The sequence below is a fragment of the Oceanisphaera avium genome (genome assembly GCF_002157875.1).
GTDB lineage: Bacteria > Pseudomonadota > Gammaproteobacteria > Enterobacterales > Aeromonadaceae > Oceanimonas > Oceanimonas avium.
In genome coordinates this window covers 425,730-449,969 of sequence record NZ_CP021376.1, presented here as the reverse complement: position 1 = coordinate 449,969, position 24,240 = coordinate 425,730, and the positions used below count along the sequence as shown (strand labels likewise).

Below are 24,240 nucleotides of genomic sequence, written 5' to 3'. Positions count from 1 at the left end.
CTTATCGATAATTTGCTTACTTTAGACATCTGCTTAAGTAAGCAGTTGTTAGCTAAGTAACACATGAGCTTGTTGTTGTACTTGCTCAATAAAAAACTGCTGGCTGGCATTAAGCACTTCGTTTTTTCGCGACACACTATATAAAGTGACTGGAATGGAGGGCGTTAGCGCTCTGGCACTCAATGACGGAGATGCTTGTGCTGCGGTAAAGGGGTCCACAATGGCAATACCCTGCCCTGCTGTTACCATATGTCTAGCTAATTGATAAGTTTGTACCCGAATAGCAATGCGCACAGGCGGCGCTAAGCGCTGCAGGTGGGTTTCAAGTAAGCCGCCAAGCCCTTCTTTGTCCTCTAAGCCAATGAGTTTTTTCCCACTTAGCTGTGCTAATGAGACAGCAAGCTTGCTTTGCTTATCTGGCCAAGCCCCCACCAGTGCGAGTACTTGCATCTGTCCTTGGATAAGGGCTGTACTTCGTACACTAGGATGACTCACTCGGCGCAACGTTAACCCCAGATCACTGCGATGAGTGAGCAGCGCCTCTATTAAACCTTGGGTATGTTCGGTGCCGAGGCTGCACTGCATTTCAGGATAATGAGTACGCCAAGATGTAAAAGCCAGCGGCAATAGACGCTGCGCCAAGGTAGGCGTACAAATAATGCGCAGCGCAGCAGCGCGTTGTGGCGCTAAACTATGAGCAAGTTGAGTTAAGCGCTGAACCTCCCTGGCTATTTGCTCGGTCGGCGCTTGTAACTGTAAAGCTTGAGGACTGGCAATTAAGCGCCCTTTTTCACGATAAAATAAAGCAAAGCCTAGCTCTCGCTCGGCTTGTTGTAAGCGTTTACTTGCCGCCGGTTGCGAGATATGTAATAAATCGGCGGCCCCCGTTAAACTACCGGTTTGCAAAATAGCGTGCAGCAAATGAATATGAGCTAACTGCATTTTTACCTCTTGATAGCTTCCTCTAAGGCCATAACCTTAGGTTATGGCACTGTGCAATCTTTTCATTATTTTTGGTGCGCGACAATGGCTATGCTTAAACATTACCCTGTTTAGGACTCATCTATGCGCATCACTATTATTGGCGGCGGCGTGATTGGTTTAACTACGGCCTACGCATTAATTAATCAAGGCCACAGTGTGGAGCTGTTCGAGCAAGAAACAGCTGTGGGTCTTGCCACTAGTTTCGCTAATGGCGGTCAACTCAGTTATCGCTACGTCTCGCCCCTTGCTGATGCAGGCGTCCCCTTACAAGCATTGGCCTGGATGTTTAAAAAAGACGCCCCCCTGCGCTTTAGTCCCAAGCTTAGCCTGAGTCAATGGCAATGGTGTGCTCGTTTTTTATGGGCATGTCGCCAAGGCGTTAACCAACGTAACGCCGCCCACTTACTACGACTGGCGCTTTATAGCCAAACCGTATTGCATGACTGGCAAACACAAGGTATTGGCGATTTTTCTTGGCGCGCCAATGGTAAGTTAGTGGTGTATCGCAATGCTCGCCATTTTCAGCATGCAGCTAACACCATTAGCCAGCCTGAGCTACAGCAGGCACTTAATGTCAATGAGTGTGTGGCCGTTGAGCCCGCCCTTAAACATTTAGCCAGCCAACTCAGTGGGGGGATTTTTTCACCGGGTGATGAAGTGGGTGACTGCCAATTATTTTGTCAACGCCTACTCGCCGCGCTACAGCAGAGCGCCCGTTTTACATTGCATCGCCAACACAAAGTGACTGATCTTCACCAAGAGCACGGCAAAGTGCGCAGCTTTAGCCTTAAAGATGATCAAGGTCTTATGCAGTCTCACGCCGTTGAACAACTGGTGATAGCTGCGGGAATGGGCAGCGTAAGTTTATTGAAAAAGCTCAGGATTAAGGTGCCTTTATATCCGCTAAAAGGCTACAGCTTAACCTTGCCGGTAGCTGATTTAAGCACAGTACCCGACACCAATGTTACCGATTACGACCGCAAGATAGTGTATGCCAGATTAAACAATCAATTACGGGTGGCCGCTATGGTCGATATTGCCGGCCCCAAGGCGAGCCCCAGCTTAGATACTCAACGCATTACACGCTTGCGCCAGTTTGCTCAAGCTAGCTTTCCCAACGCCGGTAATTTTCAACACGCCACCCCTTGGGCCGGATTAAGACCGGCTACACCGCAGGGGACGCCTATTATTGGTGCCACGGCACTTGATAACTTATGGCTTAATTTAGGGCATGGCAGCTTAGGCTTTACCTTAGCCTGTGGCAGCGCACAGGCACTTGCGCATCTAATCAATCAACAAACCAGCCCTATCGCACTAACAGGCTTACAAGGTCAATTTTAAGTCAATGAAATGTTTAAAATTATTAATTTTATGCGCTTGCTCTCGCTTAGGCTTAATAAATTAGCAATAACGCTCGCTTTACATTACCTTATTTAGCAGAGGTCGCTATATAAAGGATGCTTTTCGCCTTCATTATATGGATATATTCGGCCAATCATCCTTAGTAATAAATATGGAGTATCAGGCGATGATGAAGCTAGTGACGGGCGCCATGGCGGCGCTTTTACTGAGCACACAAGTGAGCGCAGAAGCGCGTTATGTCACCATAGGAACTGGCGGCCAAACTGGTGTTTATTACACAGCGGGGCAGTCGGTATGTCGGTTTTTAAATCGTGGTGCCAGTGATCACAACATTAAATGTAATGCGCCCTCGTCTGCAGGCAGCGTCAGCAATATAGTGGCATTACAAAATAAAGATTATGACTTTGGCTTTATCCAATCGGATCACCAATATAAAGCCATTGAAGGCCAAGCGCCCTTTGATAAAAAGCCCGTTAAAAACCTACGTGCCGTGTTCTCTTTGCAAAGTGAAATATTGACCGTAGTGGTGCGCAACGACAGTAAAATTAATGAGTTTGAAGATCTAAAAGGCAAGCGCGTCAATATTGGCGTACCTGGCTCTGGCAGCCGCGATACCTTTGATGAAGTCATGCAGGCCAATGGCTGGGATAAAAACACCTTTTCCTTAGCCGCCGAGCTCAAGCCTGCAGAGATGGCAGCAGCATTGGGTGATAATAACCTTGATGCGATTACTTATGTAGTGGGTCACCCCAGTGGCGCTATTCAAGAAGCACTGACCACGGCTGATGCTAAATTGATCCCCGTCACCGGTGATGGCATTGATAAGTTATTGGAAACGGCCACCTACTTTACTCAAGCCAATATTCCTGGGGGCCTTTATCCTGGGGTAGATAAGCCAATTCCTTCTATTGGCGGTAAAGCGATATTAGCCACCACCGAAGAAACAGATCCTGAAGTCGTTTATCAGTTAGTAAAATCGGTATTTGATAATCTAGAGCGCTTTAAACGTCTGCATCCTGCGTTTGCAGAGCTTAAAGCTGAAGATATGATTAGTGCTGGCATTACTGCTCCTTTGCATGAAGGAGCTAAGCGCTATTATCAAGAAAAGGGTTGGTTATAAACCAGCCCTCCTCGCCACTCGTTAACGAGTGGCGAGGTAAGTTCCATTAAGATACTGCACTCGGCCTAGGCCTTGACTGACGTACTCTTACCTAAAGTCAAACCTCTGCTAAGTGATTAGTCAGAGGTTTGCTCTTTTCTATCGTCTTATTTAATTAGGTATAACCTATGTCAGAAAAACAATTGTCAGTAGAGGAGCTGATCGCCCAAGATGTGGGAGCTCGCTCACCTAAAGGCTTAATGGCAAAATTCAGTGCCGCATTAGCGCTACTGTGGTCATTGTTTCAATTATGGATAGCTTCTCCGCTGCCCTTTATTGTGGGCGTGGGTATTTTTAATAGCACCGAGCAGCGCTCTATTCACTTAGCGTTTGCGCTGTTACTAACATTTTTAGTCTTCCCCGCGCTTAAGTCTTCACCGCGCAATAGAGTGCCATTACAAGATATTGCGCTCGGCTTAGTTGCCGCCGCCAGTGCGGCTTATTTGTTTATTTTTTATCAAGAGCTTTCTCAGCGACCCGGTACCTTGACTACGGCGGACTTAGTCACCTCTTGTGTGGGCATCGTCTTATTATTAGAAGCCACCCGCCGTGCCCTAGGCCCCCCGTTAGCGATTATCGCTTTGGTATTTTTAGCTTACAGCTTAGCCGGTCCCTATATGCCCAGTTTATTGGCGCACCGCGGAGTGACCTTTAGTGCTCTAGCAAATCATCAATGGATCACCACTGAGGGCGTATTTGGCATCGCTTTGGGCGTCTCTACCAGTTTTGTATTCTTATTTGTGCTCTTTGGAGCGCTTTTAGAGCGTGCCGGTGCTGGCAATTACTTTATTCAACTCGCCTTTAGTTTATTGGGTCATATGCGCGGCGGGCCGGCTAAAGCCGCCGTAGTGGCTTCTGGCTTAACCGGCATGATCTCTGGCTCATCAATTGCAAACGTGGTGACCACCGGCACTTTTACTATTCCGATGATGAAGCGCACCGGTTTTTCTGCAGAAAAAGCCGGCGCCGTAGAAGTCGCCGCCTCCGTTAATGGTCAGATTATGCCCCCCGTCATGGGAGCGGCGGCCTTTTTAATGGTGGAATATATTGGCATGCCCTATGTCGAAATTATTAAGCATGCATTTTTGCCTGCCACTATTTCTTACATCGCGCTGCTTTATATTGTGCACTTAGAGTCGATGAAGCTTGGCCTACAACCGATTGGTGGGCGCGAGCCTAAACCTTGGCTACGTCGCTTAACAGGCTTTGCCTTTGGTGTCGCCCTAATCAGTGGTTTATCACTGGCCGTCTATTATGGCTTAGGTTGGTTAAAGCCGGTATTGGGCGAGCACGTATTACCTGGGGTGGGCCTATTATTAACCATTGCCTATTTGGGGCTGCTTAAAGTGGCTGCCAGTGTAGCGCCACTTCCCCCTGAAGACCCTAACGCCAAACTGGATACGTTGCCAAAAACACGCGCTGTTTTATTATCCGGCTTACACTTTTTATTACCCGTAGTGGTATTAGTATGGTGCTTAATGGTGGAGCGCTTATCTCCTGGGCTATCCGCCTTTTGGGGCAGCATGATGTTGGTCTTTATCTTACTGACACAACGCCCTTTATTAAGTTGGATGCGCAAAGACGACTCTTACAGCGATGGTAGTTTTAAAGATGGCTTAATTGACTTGCGAGAAGCGCTCTTAGCGGGCGCGCGCAATATGATAGGTATTGGCATTGCTACTGCTGCCGCCGGCTTAATTGTAGGAGCTGTGTCACAAACCGGTGTGGGCTTAGTACTGGCCGATTTGGTTGAGCTGCTCTCTATGGGCAATCTATTGTTAATGCTGCTATTAGTCGCGGTGTTTAGCTTAATTTTAGGCATGGGCTTACCCACCACCGCAAACTATATTGTAGTCTCTAGTTTATTAGCGCCGGTCGTGGTGACTCTTGGGCAGCAAAATGGCTTAATTGTGCCCTTAATTGCGGTGCATATGTTTGTGTTTTACTTTGGCATTATGGCGGATGTTACGCCCCCTGTGGGCTTAGCTTCTTTTGCCGCAGCAGCGGTATCTAAAGGGGATCCGATAAAAACCGGTATCACGGCATTTTATTACAGCTTACGTACCGCTGCCCTGCCCTTTTTGTTTATCTTTAATACCGACTTATTACTGATCGATGTGAGCTTTTGGCATGGTGTCTTGATCTTTATTATTGCCACTGCAGCCATGCTTATTTTTGCTGCAAGCACCCAAGGTTTCTTTTTGGTGCGCAGCCGTTGGTATGAAGGTATTTTACTGTTATTAGTAGCCTTTACCTTGTTCCGCCCTGGCTTTTGGATGGACTTATTGCACGACCCTTATCGGGATGTCGCGCCCAACCAACTAGAGCAAGTCCTCGACTCCCTTGCCACTGATAGTCAATTACGACTGCGTATTAGTGGTGAAGATGCCGTAGGAGATACGAAAGAGTTTAGTGTGTTGTTGCCCGTTCCTAGCGGTAACACTGGCGCTGAGCGCTTAGAAAAACTAGGGCTTATGCTTTATGAGCAAGAGGGTAAAGTACTCATTGATAGTGTCTCATTTAATAGTCCCGCCGCTGATGCCGGCTTAGACTTCGACCAGCAAATACTGCTAGTGAGAGCGCCTACCCAAAGTTGGATTAAAGAGCTAATGTGGATCCCAGGCTTTTTAGTACTGGCCTTAGTTATCTTTTTACAGCGCCGACGTCTACCAATAAAAGAGCAACCGCCATTAAGCACGCCATTGGCATAATCCTCTTTCAAGCCCCAACCTTGTTGGGGCTTGTTATCTAAGGTTCTATCTTAAAACCTTCTATATAAAGCGACATAAAAAAAAGCCTCAACTACTGTTGAGGCTTTATCCACTATTTTCTACGTAATCTGCTTAACATTAGCTGAAGATAGTAAAGCTATTTGCATTTAGCCATAAGTGCGCCAAGATACTGGCCACATAACCCAGCATGATCACCGGCGCCCATTTAAGGTGTCCTAAGAAGGTATACATACCTCGTGCTTGGCCCATTAATGCGACTCCGGCCGCTGAACCGACGGAAAGTAAGCTTCCCCCCACACCTGCGGTAAGCGTCACCAATAGCCAGTTACCGTGAGACATTAATGGCTCCATGCTTAACACGGCAAACATCACAGGTATATTATCTACTACTGCTGAAATAAAGCCGATGGCGATATTGGCGTACATGGCATCCCAGTTGCCATACAAAAGCTCTGAGCCCAGTGCTAAATATCCCATAAAGCCAAGGCCGCCTACACACATCACCACGCCGTAGAAAAATAATAAGGTATCCCATTCGGCACGTGCCACTTTACTAAAGACATCAAAAGGAACCACACTGCCTAGGCGCTTTAACGCGGCTTCATCACCACGTTTTTCTGCCATGACTTTTTGCCGCGCCACTGAGCTGTCTAGGGTTTGGCGCAAGTAATAACCAAAGAACTGTAAGTAGCCAAGGCCGGTCATCATGCCAAGTACGGGCGGTAAGTCGAGCAAGCTTTGACAAGCAACGGCGGTAGCCACCGTCAATAAAAATAAAAATACAATTCTTAAGGCACCCCGCTTAAGTACAGCTTGTTCATAGACAGCGACTGGACAGCGATTTTCAATAAAAAAGCTCATCACTAAGGCCGGCACAACATAATTAAGCACCGCGGGAATAAATAATATAAAGAATTCATTAAATTCAATGATGCCCGACTGCCATACCATTAGTGTTGTAATATCACCAAAGGGGCTAAAGGCACCGCCTGCGTTAGAGGCAATCACAATATTAACGCAGCAGATATTAATAAATTTTTTATCGCCTTCGGCTACTTTAATGACCACAGCACTCATTAATAAAGCGGTGGTTAAGTTATCGGCCACCGGAGAAATAAAGAAGGCTAAAATACCGGTTAACCAAAACAGTGACTTATAACTAAAACCACGGCGGATCATCCAAGAGCGCAGCGCATCAAACAGCCCTCGGTCCTCCATGGCGCTAATGTAGGTCATGGCAACCAGTAAAAAGAGCAATAGCTCTGCATATTCTAAGAGGTTATGGCGAAAAGCTTCTTTAGGAAGATCGCTAAAGCCGTTATTAAGGTAGGTCCAACCAATGGCGACCCAAATTATACCGGCCGCGACTAATACAGGTTTAGATTTTCGCAAATGTAGAAATTCTTCGCCCATCACCAAAATATAGGCGATGCCAAATACCACCAATGCAAAAATACCCACATTAGTTTGGGTAAGATCGAGCGGCAACTCTGCCGCCATTGAGGAGGAGCTGAACAGTGCTAACAGCCCCCCGAGTGTGAATAAGGACAGCTTGCTTTGCATGTGTTTTTCTCGCTTTTTTGTTATTTTAGCTATAGTTACTGAAAAGAAGTATTGGCTCTCTCTAGTACAGGTGAAGCCTACCATAAAGTGCTACACAAGGAAGCTCACAATGCACTTAAACTGGCATTTTTAATGCATCTTTGCCTATCCTCTATCTGCCATTAGTCAGCAACTCCCTACTTTGTCTAATTAAAAAGCCGAAAACTTCTTACATTCCTTTGTTTAAGAGTTAAAACTAACTATTTACCCTTGTTTTTTGCATGATTTTTCACGAATATGCTCACTCACTCTGTTGTTAAGCCAAGGATCTTCTGTGCGCGATACCGACCCTGCATTAGTAAAAGCATTTCGCCAATCCAGCCCTTATGTCAATTTACATAGGGGCTCTACCTTTGTGGTGATGCTGGGCGGCGAAGCCATAGACCAAGAAAACTTTCCTAATATCATTAGCGATATCGCTTTGTTAACCAGTCTTGGCATCCGGTTAGTGATCGTGTTTGGAGCGCGCCCTCAAATTGATCGTGGTTTAGCAGAAGCTAAGCTCGAGAATGTGTTTCATAAACATACCCGAGTGACCGACGAACACAGCTTTCGAATTATTAAAGATGTATGTGGCGGCTTACAGATGGATATTATGGCGCGCTTATCCATGGGGCTAATTAATACGCCTATGCAAAATGCTCGTATTAATGTGGTTACTGGTAACTTTGTTACCGCCCAACCCCTAGGCATTGATGATGGCGTAGATTATCAACACTCAGGCCGCGTACGCCGCATTCATACCGACACCATTAATCATCAATTAGCTAATGGCGCTACTGTGTTAATCTCGCCTATTGGCTTTTCAGTAACAGGCGAGAGCTTTAATTTATCCTCAGAGGAATTGGCGCGTCGTTTAGCGACTGAGCTTAAAGCCACTAAATTAATAGGCTTTTGTTCACAGCGCGGCGTGCTTGATGAAAATGAGCAAGCTATTCCTGAGCTATTCCCTGAACAAGCCGAAGAACATTTACAGCGCTTAATGGCCGAGGGAGAAACACTCTCTGGCACGGCGCGCTACCTACGCGCCGCCATTGCTAGCTGTAAAGGCGGCGTGCCGCGCAGCCATTTAGTGAGCTATAAAGAAGACGGGGCCTTGATCCAAGAATTGTTTACCCGTGATGGTCTAGGCACGCAATTAGTTAGCCAAAGTGCGGAGCAAGCGCGCCAAGCGCGCATTGATGATATTGGTGGCATCCTAGACTTGATCCGCCCCTTAGAAGAAGAAGGCATTTTAGTGCGCCGCTCTCGAGAGCAATTAGAAATGGAAGTGGATCAATTTACTATTATTGAAAAAGACGGTGCCATTATTGGCTGCGCGGCTTTATATCCTTTTCCAGAAGAAGCCATGGCGGAAATGGCTTGTGTAGCCATTCATCCCGATTATCGTCGTGGCAGTCGCGGTGATATGCTGTTGTATAAAGTGGAAGAACAAGCTAAAAAACGTGGTATGAGCCGCCTGTTTATTTTAACTACTCGCTCTATTCATTGGTTTAGAGAGCGTGGTTTTGAGCCGGTGGATGTAAGTGCACTACCGATGGGTAAACAAGCGCTGTACAATTATCAGCGCCGTTCTAAAATCATGATGAAAGATTTACTGTAAGTGCAGTACATTAATAAATTGACATTAAAACACCATCTAGTAAGTTGATGGCGTCCCGTTATCGCGGGCAGAAGAGGTGCGTTATTCAGGTAACCGAGACGAGGAGCTACCACTCCTAAGACACTCGGCGAGGGGAGATAACGCCGAGAGGAGTTTACGGGTAGCGTAAATGCCTCGGCTTTGAAGGCTGAATCCTTCAGGCTGTCGCCTACATAGGGCTGGCGTGCTTCTAAGTGACTTAGGGTCCTGCAGCCGTTTCCCATTATTTGTATCTAACAAGGAGCTGCAGTTGAGCCTTTTAACCGTTGCTAAATTTGGTGGCACTAGCGTCGTTGACGCCGAGGCCATGAGTCGTTGTGCCCTCATTCTTGAGCAAAACCCAGACACACGCGTTGCGGTATTAAGCGCAAGCTCAGGCGTCACCAATATCTTAGTAGCACTGGCATCAGGTGAGCAACTGCCTGAAGCCCGTGCCACCTTACTTACCCAATTAACCCAAATTCAGCAAGGCATTCTCGACAGTCTCGGTAAGCCAGAAATGCTGACTCGCCATATTGAAGATATCTTAATTCACATTAAAGAGCTTTCAGACAGTGCTGCCATTAGCCCTACTAAAGCACTGCATGACGAAATCGTTTCTCAAGGCGAGTTAATGTCCACCCGCTTATTTGTAGAGCTGCTGCGCAGTCGCGATACCCCAGCGGTATGGTTTGATGTACGAAAAGTAATGCGCACTGATGATCGATTTAGCCGTGCGACCCCCGACTTAACCCACTTAACAGCTGAAGTTGAAAAAGAGCTTGCCCCCCTTTGCGCTAATCAATTAGTCATCACTCAAGGCTTTATTGGATCAGCACAAGATGGGCGTACTACCACCTTAGGCAGAGGCGGCAGTGACTTTTCCGCCGCATTATTAGCTGAAGCACTTAAAGCGCAAGCCGTGCAAATTTGGACCGATGTGCCAGGCATTTACACCACAGACCCTCGCTTAGTGAGCACGGCGCGACCGCTACCAGAAATTAGCTTTAGTGAAGCCTCAGAAATGGCCACCTTTGGCGCTAAAGTCTTACATCCCGCAACACTGCAACCTGCTGTGCGCCAGCAAATTCCCGTGTTTGTGGGCTCTAGCCGCGAGCCACAAGCGGGCGGCACTTGGATCCGAAATGAAACTGATAGCCAGCCGCTCTTTAGAGCCATTGCGCTGCGCCGTAATCAGGTGCTATTGACACTGACTAATCAAAGTATGTTTCAAGTGCATGGCTTTTTAGCAGAAGTGTTTGGCATTTTAGCTAAACATAAAATTTCCGTAGACTTAATTACCACCTCAGTAATTAGTGTCTCGCTTACTTTAGACTCAGGCGCAGAGGTATTAACAGAGGAAGTGCGTGACGAGTTAGCTAAACATTGCCATTTACAGGTAGAGCAAGATTTGGCCTTAATTGCCTTAATTGGTAATCGAATGAGTGAGATCAGTGGCACCGGCACTCAGGTGTTTAGTGCTTTATCAGATGTCAACGTGCGCATGATTTGCTATGGCGCCAGCGCTCATAATTTATGCTTCTTAGTACCAGAAGCCGATGCCGAGCGCGTCGTTGACACCTTGCATCAACGCCTACTCCCCGCATAAATAAAAAAGGCAGTTATCACTGATAACTGCCTTTTTTTACTGTGACACTTTGTTAGTCTTCTAGGGTCGGCCTTTCTTCAAGCAACTCACTAAGATGGACTTGAAACGGAATGGTCTCATCTTCTCGCTGTAATAATACCAGCTGACTCACTGTATCCACTTCTAGCACATACCCTGCTCCTTCAGCGGTATAGCAAATCATTCCCGGTCTTAACTGCTGAATATCCATATTCACTCCTCATCTAAACTTTGCAGCCTACTAGGCGCCGCTGTTTATGCAGTTAAAAGTGGTACAGCTTTTTAGCTAAAGGCCAAACTAGCTTGGCCTTTAACAGCTACTTTTTACCTTTTTGATTTTGTACCCATTTGCCATCGATATAATGAGCAGTCCACCCAGTGGCTTTTTTCTCTATTTCAGTCATTACATACTGTTCTTTATTTTTGCGACTATAGCGTACTACTGCTTTGTTGCCATTAGGATCGGTAATCGGTGCTTCGGTAAGGTAGAGAAACTTAGGTGATAAACGGTCTTTAAAACGCACCAGCTCTTCTACTAACGGCGCTCGGGTCTCGCGTGATTTAGGAAAATTACTGGCCGCCATAAAGATACCCGCCGCGCCATCACGCAGTACAAAATAGGCATCAGACTGAGTACAAGGCAACTCTGGCAAATGCACAGGATCTTCTTTTGGCGGAGCCACTTCCCCATTTTTAAGGATCTTTCGGGTATTTTTACAGTCTTCATTAGTACAGGCCATGTACTTACCAAAGCGACCATTTTTCAATTGCATCTCAGCGCTACAACGATCACATTCAATTACAGGACCATCATAGCCTTTAAGCTTAAACTCGCCTTTTTCTAGCTCATAGCCATCGCAATCGGGATTTTGGCCACACACATGGAGCTTGCGCGTCTCATCAATAATATAAGCATCCATCGCAGTACCGCATTTTTCACAGCGATGCTTAGCACGTAGCGCGTCGGTTTCTGCCTCTTCATTATTAGCCAATACAAACTCATCACCCGGCACTAGGTTTATGGTTTGTTTACAGCGCTCTTTTGGCGGTAATGCATATCCCGAACACCCTAAGAAAACGCCGGTACTGGCGGTGCGGATCCCCATAGGGCGCTCACAGGTAGGACAAGGAATATCAGTTAACACCATTTCATTAGCGCGCATCCCCCCTCTTCTGCAGGACGCTCGGCATTGGCGAGATCCTCGCTAAACTCGGCAAAAAATGCATCCAGCACTTGCGTCCAATTTAGCTCCCCTTCGGCAATTTCATCGAGTTTACTTTCCATCTGCGCGGTGAAGTCGTAATTCATGAGCTCAGCGAAGCTTTCTTGCAGCCGATCAGCGACAATTTCGCCCATTTTCTCGGCGTAGAAACGACGACTTTCGACTTTCACATAGCCACGGTCTTGAATAGTAGAAATAATAGATGCATAGGTAGAAGGACGACCAATGCCGCGTTTTTCAAGCTCTCTTACCAACGCGGCTTCACTAAAGCGTGCTGGCGGCTTAGTAAAATGTTGCTTGGGATCTAATTCGATCAGCTCAAGGATTTCCCCTGCTTGTACTGCTGGCAACACCGTATCTTCGCCTTTACGCCCTTTGGCTGCTTCTTGTACCTTAGTCCAACCGGCAAAGCGCAAGATCCGCCCCCGTGCTTTTAAGTCGTAGTCATCGGCTCGTACCGTGAGGGTGGTACTGTCATATAACGCAGGTGTCATTTGACAAGCAACAAATTGGCGCCAAATTAAGTCGTATAAGCGCTTAGCATCGGCTTCCATGCTATCTAAGCTTTCTGCCATTAGGCTTACATCTGATGGGCGAATGGCTTCGTGCGCTTCTTGAGCATTGGCTTTGGCGCTATAAACCAGCGGCTCTTTAGGCAAATAATCACTGCCATATTGCTGCTCAATAAGCTCACGCACACTCACTACCGCTTCTTGGCTTAAGTTAGTGGAGTCGGTACGCATATAAGTAATGTAGCCCGCTTCATATAAGCGCTGCGCTAACATCATGGTCCGTTTCACACCAAAGCTTAAACGAGTACTGGCAGCTTGTTGTAAAGTAGAAGTAATAAAGGGTGCACTTGGCTTACTTTGGGTAGGCTTATCTTCCCGAGAGACCACTTCAAAGCGACTGGCTTGCAGCGTTGCCACGGCGTCCATGGTGTCTTTTTTATTATCAGGCTTAAACTCTTTGCCTTTATATTTAGCCACCGCCATGGATAAGGCTAACTTATCTTGATTAGCCAGTTGTGCTTGAATATCCCAATACTCTTCGGGCACAAAGGCTTTAATTTCACGCTCTTTTTCTACCAACAAGCGCACCGCTACCGATTGCACTCGCCCTGCGGATAAGCCTCTGGCCACTTTTTTCCATAATAAAGGCGAGACCATATATCCTACCACCCGGTCTAAAAAACGCCGGGCTTGTTGGGCATTAACTCGATACTGATTAAGCTCTGAGGGCTGACTAAACGCCTCTTGAATGGCACTTTTGGTGATTTCATTAAATACCACCCGCTTAAAGCGAGCATCATCACCCCCAATTAGCTCTTTTAAATGCCATGCAATAGCTTCCCCTTCGCGGTCCAAATCCGTTGCCAGATAAATGGTATCGGCTTTTTCGGCCAGCGCTTGCAATTCATTCACCACTTTTTCTTTACCGGGCAAAATCTGGTAATTCGCTTGCCAACCGTTAGTGGGATCAATGCCCATTCGAGCAATCAGCGCTTTCTGATCCTTTTGCGCCTTAAGTTTGGCTTTTTGCTCAGCAGAGAGTGATTTAGTGTCTGTTTTTTTAGCCGGAGCTTTTTTAGCGCCCGCCGAGCCTGAAGTGGGCAAATCACGCACATGACCGACGCTGGACTTAACGATAAATTCTTTGCCCAGATATTTATTAATGGTTTTTGCCTTGGCAGGCGATTCGACTATTACCAGCGATTTACTCATAGAGCGCGTTTCTATCCTTCAGGTCTGTCCCTAACGGGGCTCGGCGGCAAGGTATACGGCTGTATAAGTAAAAATGCCGTGAAATGCAAACTTGCCTGCAGAAAATGAATTGAATTTTTATCTACTTATTAACACCTTGAAACCAACGGGAAGCAATCGGTTTTTTAGTTTGGCGTTTTGTTCGGGCGCTTTTTATGCACCACTTTGCCTAAGCAGTCACATATAGTGTTGGTTGTTAATGTTAAGTTACATCAACTACAGAAAGCCACCTCTAATAGCGTAAACTGCAAAAGTGACCGTTTTGCGCTGATTTTATCGCCTTAACTGTCCTCAATTTAGGCCTCATTAGCTCATTCTCAACGCCTATACTCTTTGAGCGGCCTACTGAGTGGCTTGCGAACACCTTACTATGGAGGCATAAATGACCAGCAACGCACCTCTAACATCAGCGGTAGAAGTCAATTTCGATGGCTTAGTAGGCCCGACTCACCATTATGCTGGCCTTGCTTATGGCAATCTTGCTTCTCAAGGTAGCGCACAAAGCCACTCAAATCCAAAACAGGCCGCTTTACAAGGCTTACAAAAAATGAAAAGCCTACACGATTTAGGACTTTATCAAGGCGTTCTTGCCCCTCAAGATAGGCCCGCTATTACCACTTTGCGCAAGCTTGGCTTTAGCGGCACTGATGCACAGGTGCTAGAAAAGGTCTATCGTTATGATCCTAACTTATTAGCTGCCTGCAGCTCTGCTTCTAGCATGTGGGCTGCTAATGCGGCCACCGTCTCATCCAGTCTTGATACCCCTGATAAACGAGTGCACTTTACACCGGCTAATTTAAATAACAAATTTCACCGCTCTATTGAGCATCCTCTTACCGGAAAAATATTAGGTCGCGTGTTTAGTGACGAAGCGCATTTTTGTCATCACCTAGCGCTACCTAACCACGATGCTTTTGGCGATGAAGGCGCGGCTAATCACACGCGCTTATGTGGTGCCCACCAGCAGCCTGGCTTAGCGTTATTTGTTTATGGTCGCCACGCTTTTAATAACTCAGCGGTTCAGCCGCAACGCTATCCTGCACGACAAACCAAAGAAGCCTCACAAGCCATAGCTAGGCTGCATGGCTTAACCGATGCCAATACCTTATTCGTTGCTCAAAATCCGCAGGTCATTGATCGCGGAGTCTTTCATAATGATGTCATTGCCGTGGGTAATGAAAATTTATTTTTCTACCACCAAGCGGCATTTGCACAACCCCAACGCCTTCAAGCAGATATTCAGCAAAAGTTAGCCAACACAAAACTGCATTTTATTGAAGTGAGCGAGGCGCAAGTACCCTTGCAAGACGCGATTAGCAGCTATTTATTTAACAGCCAAATTGTCACGCTTGCCTGTAGAGATATGCTGTTAATTGCACCTAAAGAATGTGCACACACACCCAGTATTCAAGCCTATTTAACCGAGCTGCTCAGCGCAAACACCCCCTTAAAGGGATACGATATTTGGATGTTAATCAAAGCATGCGCAATGGCGGCGGTCCCGCCTGTTTGCGCCTGCGCGTGGTGTTAACTCCCGCCGAGCTGGCCGCGACCAACCAAGCGTGTTTATTAGATGAAGCGCTATATCTTAAGCTCAGCCAATGGGTGAATACGCATTATCGAGACCAGCTCAGTGTCAACGACTTACGAGACCCTGCCTTATTAATGGAGTCGCGCCGCGCGTTATGTGAACTTAGCCAATTATTGGCGCTAGGCAGTGTGTATCCATTTCAGCAATAATTAGCTAAGCCACCTCGGTGTTACATAAAGGGGCGCGATGCATTGGCGATAAGCTTTAATACCGCGCGGCTGATCCCTAACTCCACGGCTTGGCTCAACTTATCTTTTAAATTTTTCTTAGGTTGGTAATGCACACTGATCACTTGTTTATGAGCATTTTGGCTTAATAAATAATCACTGCTCGTCGATAGTTCATCGACTAAGCCAAGCGCCAGCGCATCGGTACCTAACCAATGCTCACCGGTAGTCACTTTCTCTAGGCTTAGATTAGGGCGATTTTCTGCAATAAAGTCTTTAAAACGCTGGTGAATAACTTCTAATTCTTGCTGAAACTTAGCCCGTCCCACATCGTCATTTTCACCAAATAAAGTGAGCGTGCGCTTGTACGCACCGGCTGTGTGCAGCTCAACATCGATGTCTTTATTTTTAAGGAATTTATTAAAATTAGGCATTTGTGCCACCACGCCAATGGAGCCCACAATAGCAAAAGGAGCAGCGATAATGCGCTGTGCCACACAGGCCATCATATAGCCTCCGCTGGCTGCGACTTTATCCACGGCCACAGTCAGCGTTAAGCCATGGGCTTTTAAGCGAGCCAACTCCGCTGCACCTAAGCCATAACCATGAACCACTCCGCCTCCTGACTCAAGGCGTACTAACACTTCATCCCCTGGTTGAGCCAGTTGTAGAATGCCGGTAATTTCACGGCTCAAGCCGCTAACTTCATGGGCATCCATACTGCCATTAAAATTAAGGACATAAAGACGTGCTTTATCGTGCCCTGCTTTTTTTTCGGCTTTAGCGAGTTGTTTATATTGCTGTTTTAACTGTTTACGTTGTGCATCATTAATCGCACAGTCTAACTGTAAACTTTGCTGTTGTTGGCGAAGCTTAGCGCTCATATCTGTAACTTGTAAGCGGTTAGCGGTGCGTTTTTGTCGACTGGCAGCATTAGTAATTAACGCAATAATAAAAGCTACCGCTAACACCCAGGTCAGGGTTTTGGCAGCAAAAAGACCATAGAAGTAAAAAAAATCTAGCATGACGTTTCCTTGAGACAGACATAGCGCTTAAGGAGCCATTGTAAAAGTGTTAGCCAAGAACACCAACCGTCATTTTACTTTATGACTCTTTTCAGCCCACTTTCACTTTGGTGGCAACGGCTGAGCGAGCATTTTTAGTGTTTAGTACTGGCATACCACCTAAGAGTCTGGTTTGATCTGCTTATTATCAAAAACTTACAGAGAACTCAGTCCTAATGCTCGATTATCATGCAGCCCCTAATTTATTAGCCGAAAAAGTAATTTTAATCACAGGTGCCGGCGATGGCATTGGCCGTGAGGCCGCCTTGCATTATGGCGCCCATGGCGCGACTGTAGTGTTACTTGGCAAAACCGTAAAAAAACTAGAAGCCGTTTATGATGAATTGCAAGCCCAAGGCAGTCCAGAGCCGGCGATTATTCCTCTGGACTTAAACGGCGCCACCAAAACCCATTATCAAGATCTGGCAGCCACCCTTAAGCAGCAGTTTGGTCGCTTAGATGGCGTGCTATTTAATGCCAGTCATTTTAGTGTACTGGGCCCTTTTGAGATGATTGGCGAAGAGGAATGGGATGAGGTGATGCAAGTTAACCTTAAATCACAGTTTTTATTAACTCAGGCGCTATTGCCATTATTAAAAGCCACCGCAGACTCTTCTATTATCTTCACCAGCTCAGGGGTGGGCAAGCAAGGCCGCGCATATTGGGGTAGCTATGCTATTTCTAAGTTTGCGACTGAGGGCATGATGCAAGTGCTCGCCGATGAGCTTAGCAACACCTCAACTCGTGTTAATTGCATTAATCCTGGCGCTACGCGTACCGATATGCGCGCGCGTGCTTATCCTGGCGAAGACGCCAATACCTTGCGCACACCCGCAGAGATTATGCCGCTTTACTTATATTTAATGGGTCACGACAGCCTTAAAGTCAACGGACAATCAATAGATGCGCAGGCCATAAAATAGCGCGTTAGTACTTGCTGGCAGTCAAGGCTAAATACCCAGCAAGTACTGTATAAATGACTTTATCTGACTCCCTTTACTGCTCTATTAGCTTAATCGCAACAAGGAATAGTTCGATATGTATCGACCCAAAAGTACGATTGAACAATGGCGAATATTTCAAGCGGTGGTGGATGAAGGTGGCTATGCCCAGGCCGCAGACAAACTCAATAAAAGCCAATCATCGCTTAATCACGCTGTCGCTAAGTTACAGCAAAGCTTGGGAGTAGCGCTGTTAGAGGTACAGGGGCGAAAAGCCTATTTAACGGATGAAGGCCGAGTATTTTTACATCGCTCTCGTAAAATCACTCATAATTTTAAAGAATTAGAATCTTTAGCAGATGTCTTAGCCTCTGGTTGGGAGGCGGTGCTGCGCGTTGTGGTAGAAGCCTCCTTGCCCCGCCAGCCCTTATATAATGCCTTAAGTGAGTTTGCGAGTGCCTCTCGGGGTTGTCGGGTACACCTTTTAGAAGCTCAACCTGCAGGCTGTCAGGCGGTGATTAAACAAGAAGCTGCAGATTTTATTATCACAAGCTTAGTCACGCCAGACACCCATAGTTTAGCGCTGCGCACCACCGTCTATGTGCCAGTTTGCGCGCCCGCCCACCCGTTAGCACAATTAAACGAGGTGAGTGCACTGGATTTAGAAAATCAACTTGAGCTAATTTTGTCGGAAAATAAAGAAGCAGAGAAAGGCTGGAAACGCGCCGATCAGCGTTGGTATATTAATCATTTGCACGATACATTATCGCTATTGCGCCGTGGCGTAGGCTTTTCTTGGCTACCAGAAGAAGCGGTAATGACTTTATTAGAAGCCAATATTTTAGTGCGCTTACCCCTTTCGACTCAAGCGAGGCGCCAGCGTTTTTCTTATCTAGTCACGCCTCATTCACGCCCCGTGGGGCCGGCCGCTAACTTATTATTATCTTTAATCCGTAAACACTATGGCGCCTGTGCTATTTAAGCGCCCGCTTGCCAGCTTCTTAGTGCTTGCTTATGCTAGTTTCCTTCTTATTGATAAGGACCCCATATGTTTGACTTTGATGAGTCCATAGACCGTCGCCCTACTCGCGCCCTAAAATGGTTAAAATACGAAGGCACCGATATTTTGCCAATGTGGGTAGCCGACACCGAATTTAAAGCCCCACCTAGCGTGATTGCCGCCCTAAAGGATCGCGTTGAGCATGGCATATTTGGTTATAGCCGCCCCAGTCCTGAGCTCACTGCGCTTATTATTAAACGCATGGCTGAGCGCTATCAATGGCAGATTGAAGCCGACTGGATAGTCTATATGCCAGGCGTAGTCCCGGCCCTTAATTTAGCTTGTGATACCTTCTCTGAGCCTAATGGCAATATTATTACCGCTAAACCCATTTATTATCCGTTTTTACACGCCCCAGGCTTTCATGGCCGCAAAGCCGCCTACGTGGATATGGTGGAAGTGGATGGCCGCTGGCTGCTGGACTTAGAGCAATTAGAAGCACAAGCCAAACACAGTGACTTATTCTTATTATGTAACCCACACAATCCAGGTGGCACCATTTACACCCAAGCAGAGCTATTAGCCATTAATGAGATAGCCGAGCGTCATAATGTGGTGGTGTGCTCCGATGAAATTCATTGTGATTTATTACTTGATGCAGGCAAACCGCACATTCCTTATGCCGCAATAAGCAAAGATGCCGCCGAGCGCAGTATTATCTTAATGGCACCGAGTAAAACCTTTAATATTGCCGGTTTATGCTGTTCATTTGCCATTATCCCCAACGCTAAGTTACGCCAGCAATTTAGCCGCGCCGCTCGTGGTATTATGGCAGATGTTAACTTATTAGGCTTTGTCGCTGCTGAGGCGGCTTATCGCGAGGGGGATGACTGGCTAGCGGCTCAGTTAGACTATTTGCGCCATAATCGCGACTTACTGGTCACGCGCTTAAATAAAGTGCCAGACGTAAAAGTACTCTCGCCAGAAGCAACGTATTTAGCTTGGATTGATATTAGTGCGCTAGAGCTTGAAGATCCCATCGGCTTTTTTGAGCAAGCTGGGGTGGGCGTATCGCCGGGAGGCCAGTTTGGTGGAAGTGACTTTATTCGTCTTAACTTTGGTTGCCCTAAAGCCATGTTAGAAGAAGCGCTGGATCGCATGATTAGCGCTATTAACAACCGCTAGTCCACCACACTACTCATAAACCGACAACGCCGCTTAAGCTAGGTCATAGATCCGAGGTAAGCGGCACTATGGTAGTTAATGAACAATAACACCAACATTTAAAACTAAAAATCTTGCGCAAATCGCAAGCGTTAAGCCGTAAATCAGTACCTAAACAACGCTTACTCACGCTGTCTTCTTGGCCATCAAGTATGGCGAATTAATGACACGAAAAAGGCCTTACTTTGCAGTAAGGCCAGTTTCGTTTATTTGGCGGAGGAGCAGGGATTTGAACCCTGGATGGGCTATAAACCCATGCCGGTTTTCAAGACCGGTGCATTCAACCACTCTGCCACCCCTCCGAACGAGATGCATAGTACTGGCAGTTAAGACTGCTGTAAATAGCTAACGGTGCGTTTGCCGATAAATTCACCACTCAGGTGCTGATTTAGCAAATGCGCGCTGCAAAAAATGCTATCTATGAGCTTTATAGAAGAATTAAATTGTTATAAAGCCAAAGCACCGTACCGATAAGTCATTGCTACCACACAAAGTTAACCGTTAGCATTTTATTAAAGTGTAAAATTTAAGCAGTTGACGACAACTTTAAGCTTTATTGCTAGAAGCACTAACTTATAGCATTAGAATTCTAGTCATTACTTTTAATTTAAGCGGACATTGCATACAATTTTATTTCAACTTGTACCCTATCTGTACTTTCTAATGAGGTTATATGCACTTTAAACATCGACTGCGCGATGCGACTCTTGCCGGCTTAGCCGCGTTCACAGCCGTTATAGTGCTGAGCTATCTTAAGAACTGGACGCACTTTATGGTGCTCAGCGCCCCTTTAGGCGCCACACTAGTATTATTACTATTATTGCCCTCAGCACCTCTCTCTCGCCCTAAGCATGTTATTTTAGGTCACCTGCTCACTACTATCTTATCCATTATCGGCTTAAAGTTTATTCCCGACCCCATGTTAGGTTTGGCTATCTGCTTTGGTTTAAGCTTTACGCTCATGGTTTTGACCGATACCTTGCACCCACCAGCGGGCGCCAACCCCATTTTGATTTATCTTGCTGATCCTGAGCTAGTGCCAATGGACTTTATCTTGCCCACGCTGTTTGGCACCTTATTTATGGTCGGCTTTGCCAGTATGTATCACTATATTTTTACTCACAGACGCTACCCCTTTGGTCCCAAAGTGGCCAAAGTTAATAAAGCAAAGGCGCCTAAAGTAGCCAATACCGCCGCCGTTAAAAGCCGTATTAATGAATCCTCTTAACTGCCTGTTAAGTCACTAATCTTGAGTAGGATGGGGTTACCCCCATCCCTCCCTTCTTTATCCGCTGGCGTTTTCCTCAAGCGACCCACGCGTAACTATCCCTAACTACCCCTAACTAAGCCTCCATTATAAGCAATCACTAAGCTGGCGCCGCTCGCCGCGACCAAGAATGCCAAATTAAGGTAACTGGGAAAATAATGAAGCTCATCAAACATTAATTTCATCACAGCTGGTCTTTGCAACAGGATTTCGACTAGGTTGAAATCCCAGAGCAAGGATTTTTCTAGCCGGCTCTTTAAGGATCATTAAGGCTAAAACCTAAGTCAACAGTGCGCTTAACAGAGAGCTAGCTGAATTAGATAGCTAAGATAAATTCATACTTAATTAACGTGATAGTCAATTTGTCCTGTGTCTGCTAAGTAAGAACTTGAAGTTTCGAACTTCACAAGCTGGGTCTGATCTGAGAGGTAATGATGACTTGAGTGAGGGGAGATGATGATGAAAGCGCCATGTAGTGGCTAATTATTAAGCGCAGAATACTTATAAAAGATAAATCGGGATGAATTGCATGGCTTAGCTTATGCACCGTAACTGGCTTTCAGGTCGGTTTTTTCGCTGAGCTATAAATACAAAAAGAGCGCCTAAGCGCTCTTTTTAATGTCATTCTAAATTACCAGTTTGCTTACACTAGCTTAGAAGTGCCATTCTGCGTTAACAGTAAAGGCATCGGTATCTAGACCTTTATCACCATTCGGGAACGACTTCACATCGTTACCAAACTTATTGCGCCAGTATTCGTAGCCCACACCTAACCAGAAGGTGTTGTCTTTATTGAATGCCAACTGGCCCACATCAACCATTAGTGAGGTACGTACTAAGCGCTCATCGGTAGTACCTTGACCTTTAGGCGTTGCCCAGTTACCGAAGCCTTGGAATTTCATCGGTACTGCACCTAAATCAAATGGCACACCCCAAGTCAGGTTGTAGATGGTGTAATCGTTAAAGGTTACATCTTTACTTACTAACGGTGTTCCTGAATTACTGTGATTCCGCTCGTGTGCATAAAGTACTGAGAAATCGACAAAACCTTTTGGCACATCAAACTTCAAGGTAGGACCCACTACTAACATCTGTTTGCGGGGTGCAAATTCTGTATTTTTGGTGTTGGCATCAAAGCCAGCAGTTAATGCTACTTCTTTAACTGGGCCAAAGCTCATGTCCGCATCGAAAACTTTACCTAAATGCAGCTGATGACGATAAGTCACGTAAGCTTCAAATGCACCGTCACCTTCACCTTTATCGTCGCCATTGGCTGGGTCTTGGCTATTAGATTGTAGTAGATCTACGTTAAAAAAGTTTTGACCGTAGTCATAACCGCTAGCGTGAGTTAGCCCCAGTACATTTTTTTTGATTTTGCTATCGTTATACGGTTCGGTGAAGTTTGAACCGTAACGATAGCCCACAAAGGTATCAGACCAGTTAGCAGCGCTAACATGAGGAGCGGCAACGGCCATGGCCAGTGCAGAGACGGTTAAAATGCGCTTACTAATTTGCTTCATTCGTGATTCCCTTTCTTTAAATTAACGTGACGTCCTGATTTTTATATTTAACGGCGTCAGCAGCGTGCATTTAGTTGTAACTTGTTGTTTAACTTAAGACACGAAAATAGTGCCACAAAGCGACACCTAAAAGCTACATTTTGTTCACAAAATTTTATGAATAATGACGACAAAGTGACAGGACGTGATCTAGCGCAAGCTTTTTAAGTCTAACTCCCCTCGTCAGTTTAAAAGATTAATTAAGCATTTTGTCAGTTAATTCAGTGACTACCGCCATCAAGGCGGCCCGATGAGAAACTGCCACTGCGGCATTAGGAAAGATCACTACTTCTTCTTGGGCGCCCACACACCAGCATCTGTGCTCGTCACTTGCGAGCAAGCTATTAGGGGCAAAGGCACTAAAATTCGCTACATCTTCTGAAAAATGTAAACAAAATTGTTCACTGTGCTTAATAATTTCTTGGCACACTTTAAACACGCGAAGCTTATTAAGCGCTAATGGTTGCGGCTGCCACTCACTATCATTTAGCTCATTTTTTAAGCTTGCGTGTAAGCAGGCAAGGCGACTTAAGTCATTCTTACCAAAAGGGGCAACTTTCCCTAATTCGATGGTTAATGACTCGGCAGCAAAGTACTGGGCACTGTAACAGCTAAAAGTGGTAGCGGGGGCGTGAGACAGCAAAATAGTCTTAATGTCGGCGTTTGCCAAAAACGCCAACAAGCGGCGTGAATAAGTATTGCTTGCTTGATAAGGATAAACCGCAAACTGCTCATATTTTGATGCGCGAATGGCGGTATGTAAATCATAATGCAGCCGTATAGCGGTACTGCGTGCTTGATAAAATCGACTCACATAGTGTTCTAACTTGGCTGCCCGTCTGCGCTCATTATTAGAGATCTGGCCTTTAGCGTGCTCGCCACAAAACAAGCGATTAAGGTTTTCATCTACTTCACGTACCGCTAAATTCATGCCCTCTAAATTGCCAAAGATAAGCAGCAATCGTTGCTGGCAGACTAATTGGCCGGTGACGATTTGTTTAAGCAGCCGTTCACACATCTCAATCGGGGCGGTTTCATTACCATGAATACCGCAAGAGATAATAATATCTTTATTGCTACTCACATCCTGGGAGCTAGCGGGCTCAAGATACAGGACGCCGCTGTCCCACACTTCAATGCGACTCCCGCACGCTAAGTGATGTTGAGAGGGAGCAAGTCCATGAGGGTTAGCACGGCTAATGGTTAAAAAATCAGTAAGCTGACCAGTATTCATTTGGTCTCCAAATGCAGAGCGAAAGTCACAGCCATTAAGATTACAGAATTCGCATTAAAGGGCGAATATTGCTGAAAATAAAAAGCCCACCGCTGTGGGTGGGCTTCCGCATTGTACGGT

Annotated in this window: 15 protein-coding genes, 1 tRNA gene, 2 pseudogenes and 1 riboswitch; of the genes and pseudogenes, 10 read left to right on the top strand and 8 right to left on the bottom strand. The window is 46.1% G+C overall.

The window, feature by feature from the left end; genetic code table 11:
• Nucleotides 1–48 precede the first annotated feature (48 nt).
• Nucleotides 49–942, bottom strand: coding sequence for a LysR family transcriptional regulator (locus CBP12_RS02080; RefSeq protein ID WP_086962490.1), 894 nt, complete (start codon nt 940–942; stop codon nt 49–51).
• A gap of 123 nt (nt 943–1,065) precedes the next feature.
• Here CBP12_RS02080 and CBP12_RS02075 point away from each other — a divergent pair, with 123 nt between their 5' ends.
• The 3 genes from CBP12_RS02075 to CBP12_RS02065 all read left to right on the top strand — a co-directional run bounded on the left by CBP12_RS02075 (nt 1,066) and on the right by CBP12_RS02065 (nt 6,216).
• Complete coding sequence (locus CBP12_RS02075) at nt 1,066–2,325, top strand: D-amino acid dehydrogenase (RefSeq protein WP_086962488.1); 1,260 nt, start codon at nt 1,066–1,068, stop codon at nt 2,323–2,325.
• Nucleotides 2,326–2,497: 172 nt separating this feature from the next.
• Nucleotides 2,498–3,466, top strand: a complete 969-nt coding sequence (locus CBP12_RS02070; RefSeq protein ID WP_086962486.1) for a TAXI family TRAP transporter solute-binding subunit — start codon at nt 2,498–2,500, stop codon at nt 3,464–3,466.
• Between the two features lie 167 nt (nt 3,467–3,633).
• Nucleotides 3,634–6,216: a TRAP transporter permease gene (locus tag CBP12_RS02065; protein ID WP_086962483.1), complete on the top strand. Its 2,583-nt coding sequence runs from the start codon at nt 3,634–3,636 to the stop codon at nt 6,214–6,216.
• A 138-nt stretch (nt 6,217–6,354) separates the two neighbouring features.
• On the opposite strand, the gene nhaD is transcribed toward CBP12_RS02065, so the two are convergent.
• Nucleotides 6,355–7,800: a sodium:proton antiporter NhaD gene (gene nhaD, locus CBP12_RS02060; protein ID WP_086962481.1), complete on the bottom strand. Its 1,446-nt coding sequence runs from the start codon at nt 7,798–7,800 to the stop codon at nt 6,355–6,357.
• Nucleotides 7,801–8,113: 313 nt separating this feature from the next.
• Here nhaD and argA point away from each other — a divergent pair, with 313 nt between their 5' ends.
• Together argA and lysC are read left to right on the top strand one after the other, a co-directional pair.
• Nucleotides 8,114–9,442, top strand: a complete 1,329-nt coding sequence (gene argA / locus CBP12_RS02055; protein WP_086962479.1) for an amino-acid N-acetyltransferase — start codon at nt 8,114–8,116, stop codon at nt 9,440–9,442.
• A 63-nt stretch (nt 9,443–9,505) separates the two neighbouring features.
• Nucleotides 9,506–9,679, top strand: a riboswitch (Lysine riboswitch).
• Nucleotides 9,680–9,731: 52 nt separating this feature from the next.
• The gene (lysC, locus tag CBP12_RS02050) at nt 9,732–11,069 is read left to right on the top strand and encodes a lysine-sensitive aspartokinase 3 (RefSeq protein ID WP_086962477.1); all 1,338 of its coding nucleotides are present in this window, start codon (nt 9,732–9,734) and stop codon (nt 11,067–11,069) included.
• Nucleotides 11,070–11,121: 52 nt separating this feature from the next.
• Here the strand turns inward: lysC and CBP12_RS13495 are convergent, their stop codons facing one another.
• The gene (locus CBP12_RS13495) at nt 11,122–11,298 is read right to left on the bottom strand and encodes a hypothetical protein (RefSeq protein WP_198341836.1); all 177 of its coding nucleotides are present in this window, start codon (nt 11,296–11,298) and stop codon (nt 11,122–11,124) included.
• Between the two features lie 106 nt (nt 11,299–11,404).
• Nucleotides 11,405–14,034, bottom strand: a pseudogene (gene topA / locus CBP12_RS02045) (type I DNA topoisomerase).
• Between the two features lie 421 nt (nt 14,035–14,455).
• Here topA and astB point away from each other — a divergent pair.
• Nucleotides 14,456–15,813, top strand: a pseudogene (astB, locus tag CBP12_RS02040) (N-succinylarginine dihydrolase).
• 20 nt (nt 15,814–15,833) lie between these two features.
• On the opposite strand, the gene sohB reads toward astB, so the two are convergent.
• Nucleotides 15,834–16,856 carry a protease SohB gene (gene sohB / locus CBP12_RS02035; protein ID WP_086962476.1) on the bottom strand — a complete coding sequence of 341 codons (1,023 nt, stop codon included), beginning with the start codon at nt 16,854–16,856 and terminating at the stop codon, nt 15,834–15,836.
• Nucleotides 16,857–17,071: 215 nt separating this feature from the next.
• Between sohB and CBP12_RS02030 the strand changes: the two genes are divergently transcribed.
• The 3 genes from CBP12_RS02030 to CBP12_RS02020 all read left to right on the top strand — a co-directional run bounded on the left by CBP12_RS02030 (nt 17,072) and on the right by CBP12_RS02020 (nt 20,021).
• On the top strand, nt 17,072–17,818 hold the full coding sequence (locus CBP12_RS02030) for a YciK family oxidoreductase (protein ID WP_086962474.1): 747 nt from the start codon (nt 17,072–17,074) through the stop codon (nt 17,816–17,818).
• Between the two features lie 115 nt (nt 17,819–17,933).
• Nucleotides 17,934–18,818, top strand: coding sequence for a LysR family transcriptional regulator (locus CBP12_RS02025; protein ID WP_086962472.1), 885 nt, complete (start codon nt 17,934–17,936; stop codon nt 18,816–18,818).
• A gap of 66 nt (nt 18,819–18,884) precedes the next feature.
• Nucleotides 18,885–20,021: a MalY/PatB family protein gene (locus CBP12_RS02020; protein ID WP_086962470.1), complete on the top strand. Its 1,137-nt coding sequence runs from the start codon at nt 18,885–18,887 to the stop codon at nt 20,019–20,021.
• Nucleotides 20,022–20,271: 250 nt separating this feature from the next.
• Here the strand turns inward: CBP12_RS02020 and CBP12_RS02015 are convergent.
• A tRNA-Ser gene (locus CBP12_RS02015) sits at nt 20,272–20,362 on the bottom strand.
• 371 nt (nt 20,363–20,733) lie between these two features.
• Here CBP12_RS02015 and CBP12_RS02010 point away from each other — a divergent pair.
• Nucleotides 20,734–21,288: an HPP family protein gene (locus tag CBP12_RS02010; protein WP_086962468.1), complete on the top strand. Its 555-nt coding sequence runs from the start codon at nt 20,734–20,736 to the stop codon at nt 21,286–21,288.
• Nucleotides 21,289–21,980: 692 nt separating this feature from the next.
• On the opposite strand, the gene CBP12_RS02005 is transcribed toward CBP12_RS02010, so the two are convergent.
• Both CBP12_RS02005 and astE read right to left on the bottom strand, forming a co-directional pair.
• Nucleotides 21,981–22,847, bottom strand: coding sequence for a hypothetical protein (locus CBP12_RS02005; RefSeq protein WP_086962466.1), 867 nt, complete (start codon nt 22,845–22,847; stop codon nt 21,981–21,983).
• 235 nt (nt 22,848–23,082) lie between these two features.
• A complete protein-coding gene (gene astE / locus CBP12_RS02000) occupies nt 23,083–24,120 on the bottom strand; it encodes a succinylglutamate desuccinylase (RefSeq protein WP_086962464.1) in 1,038 nt (345 codons plus the stop codon).
• Nucleotides 24,121–24,240 lie beyond the last annotated feature (120 nt).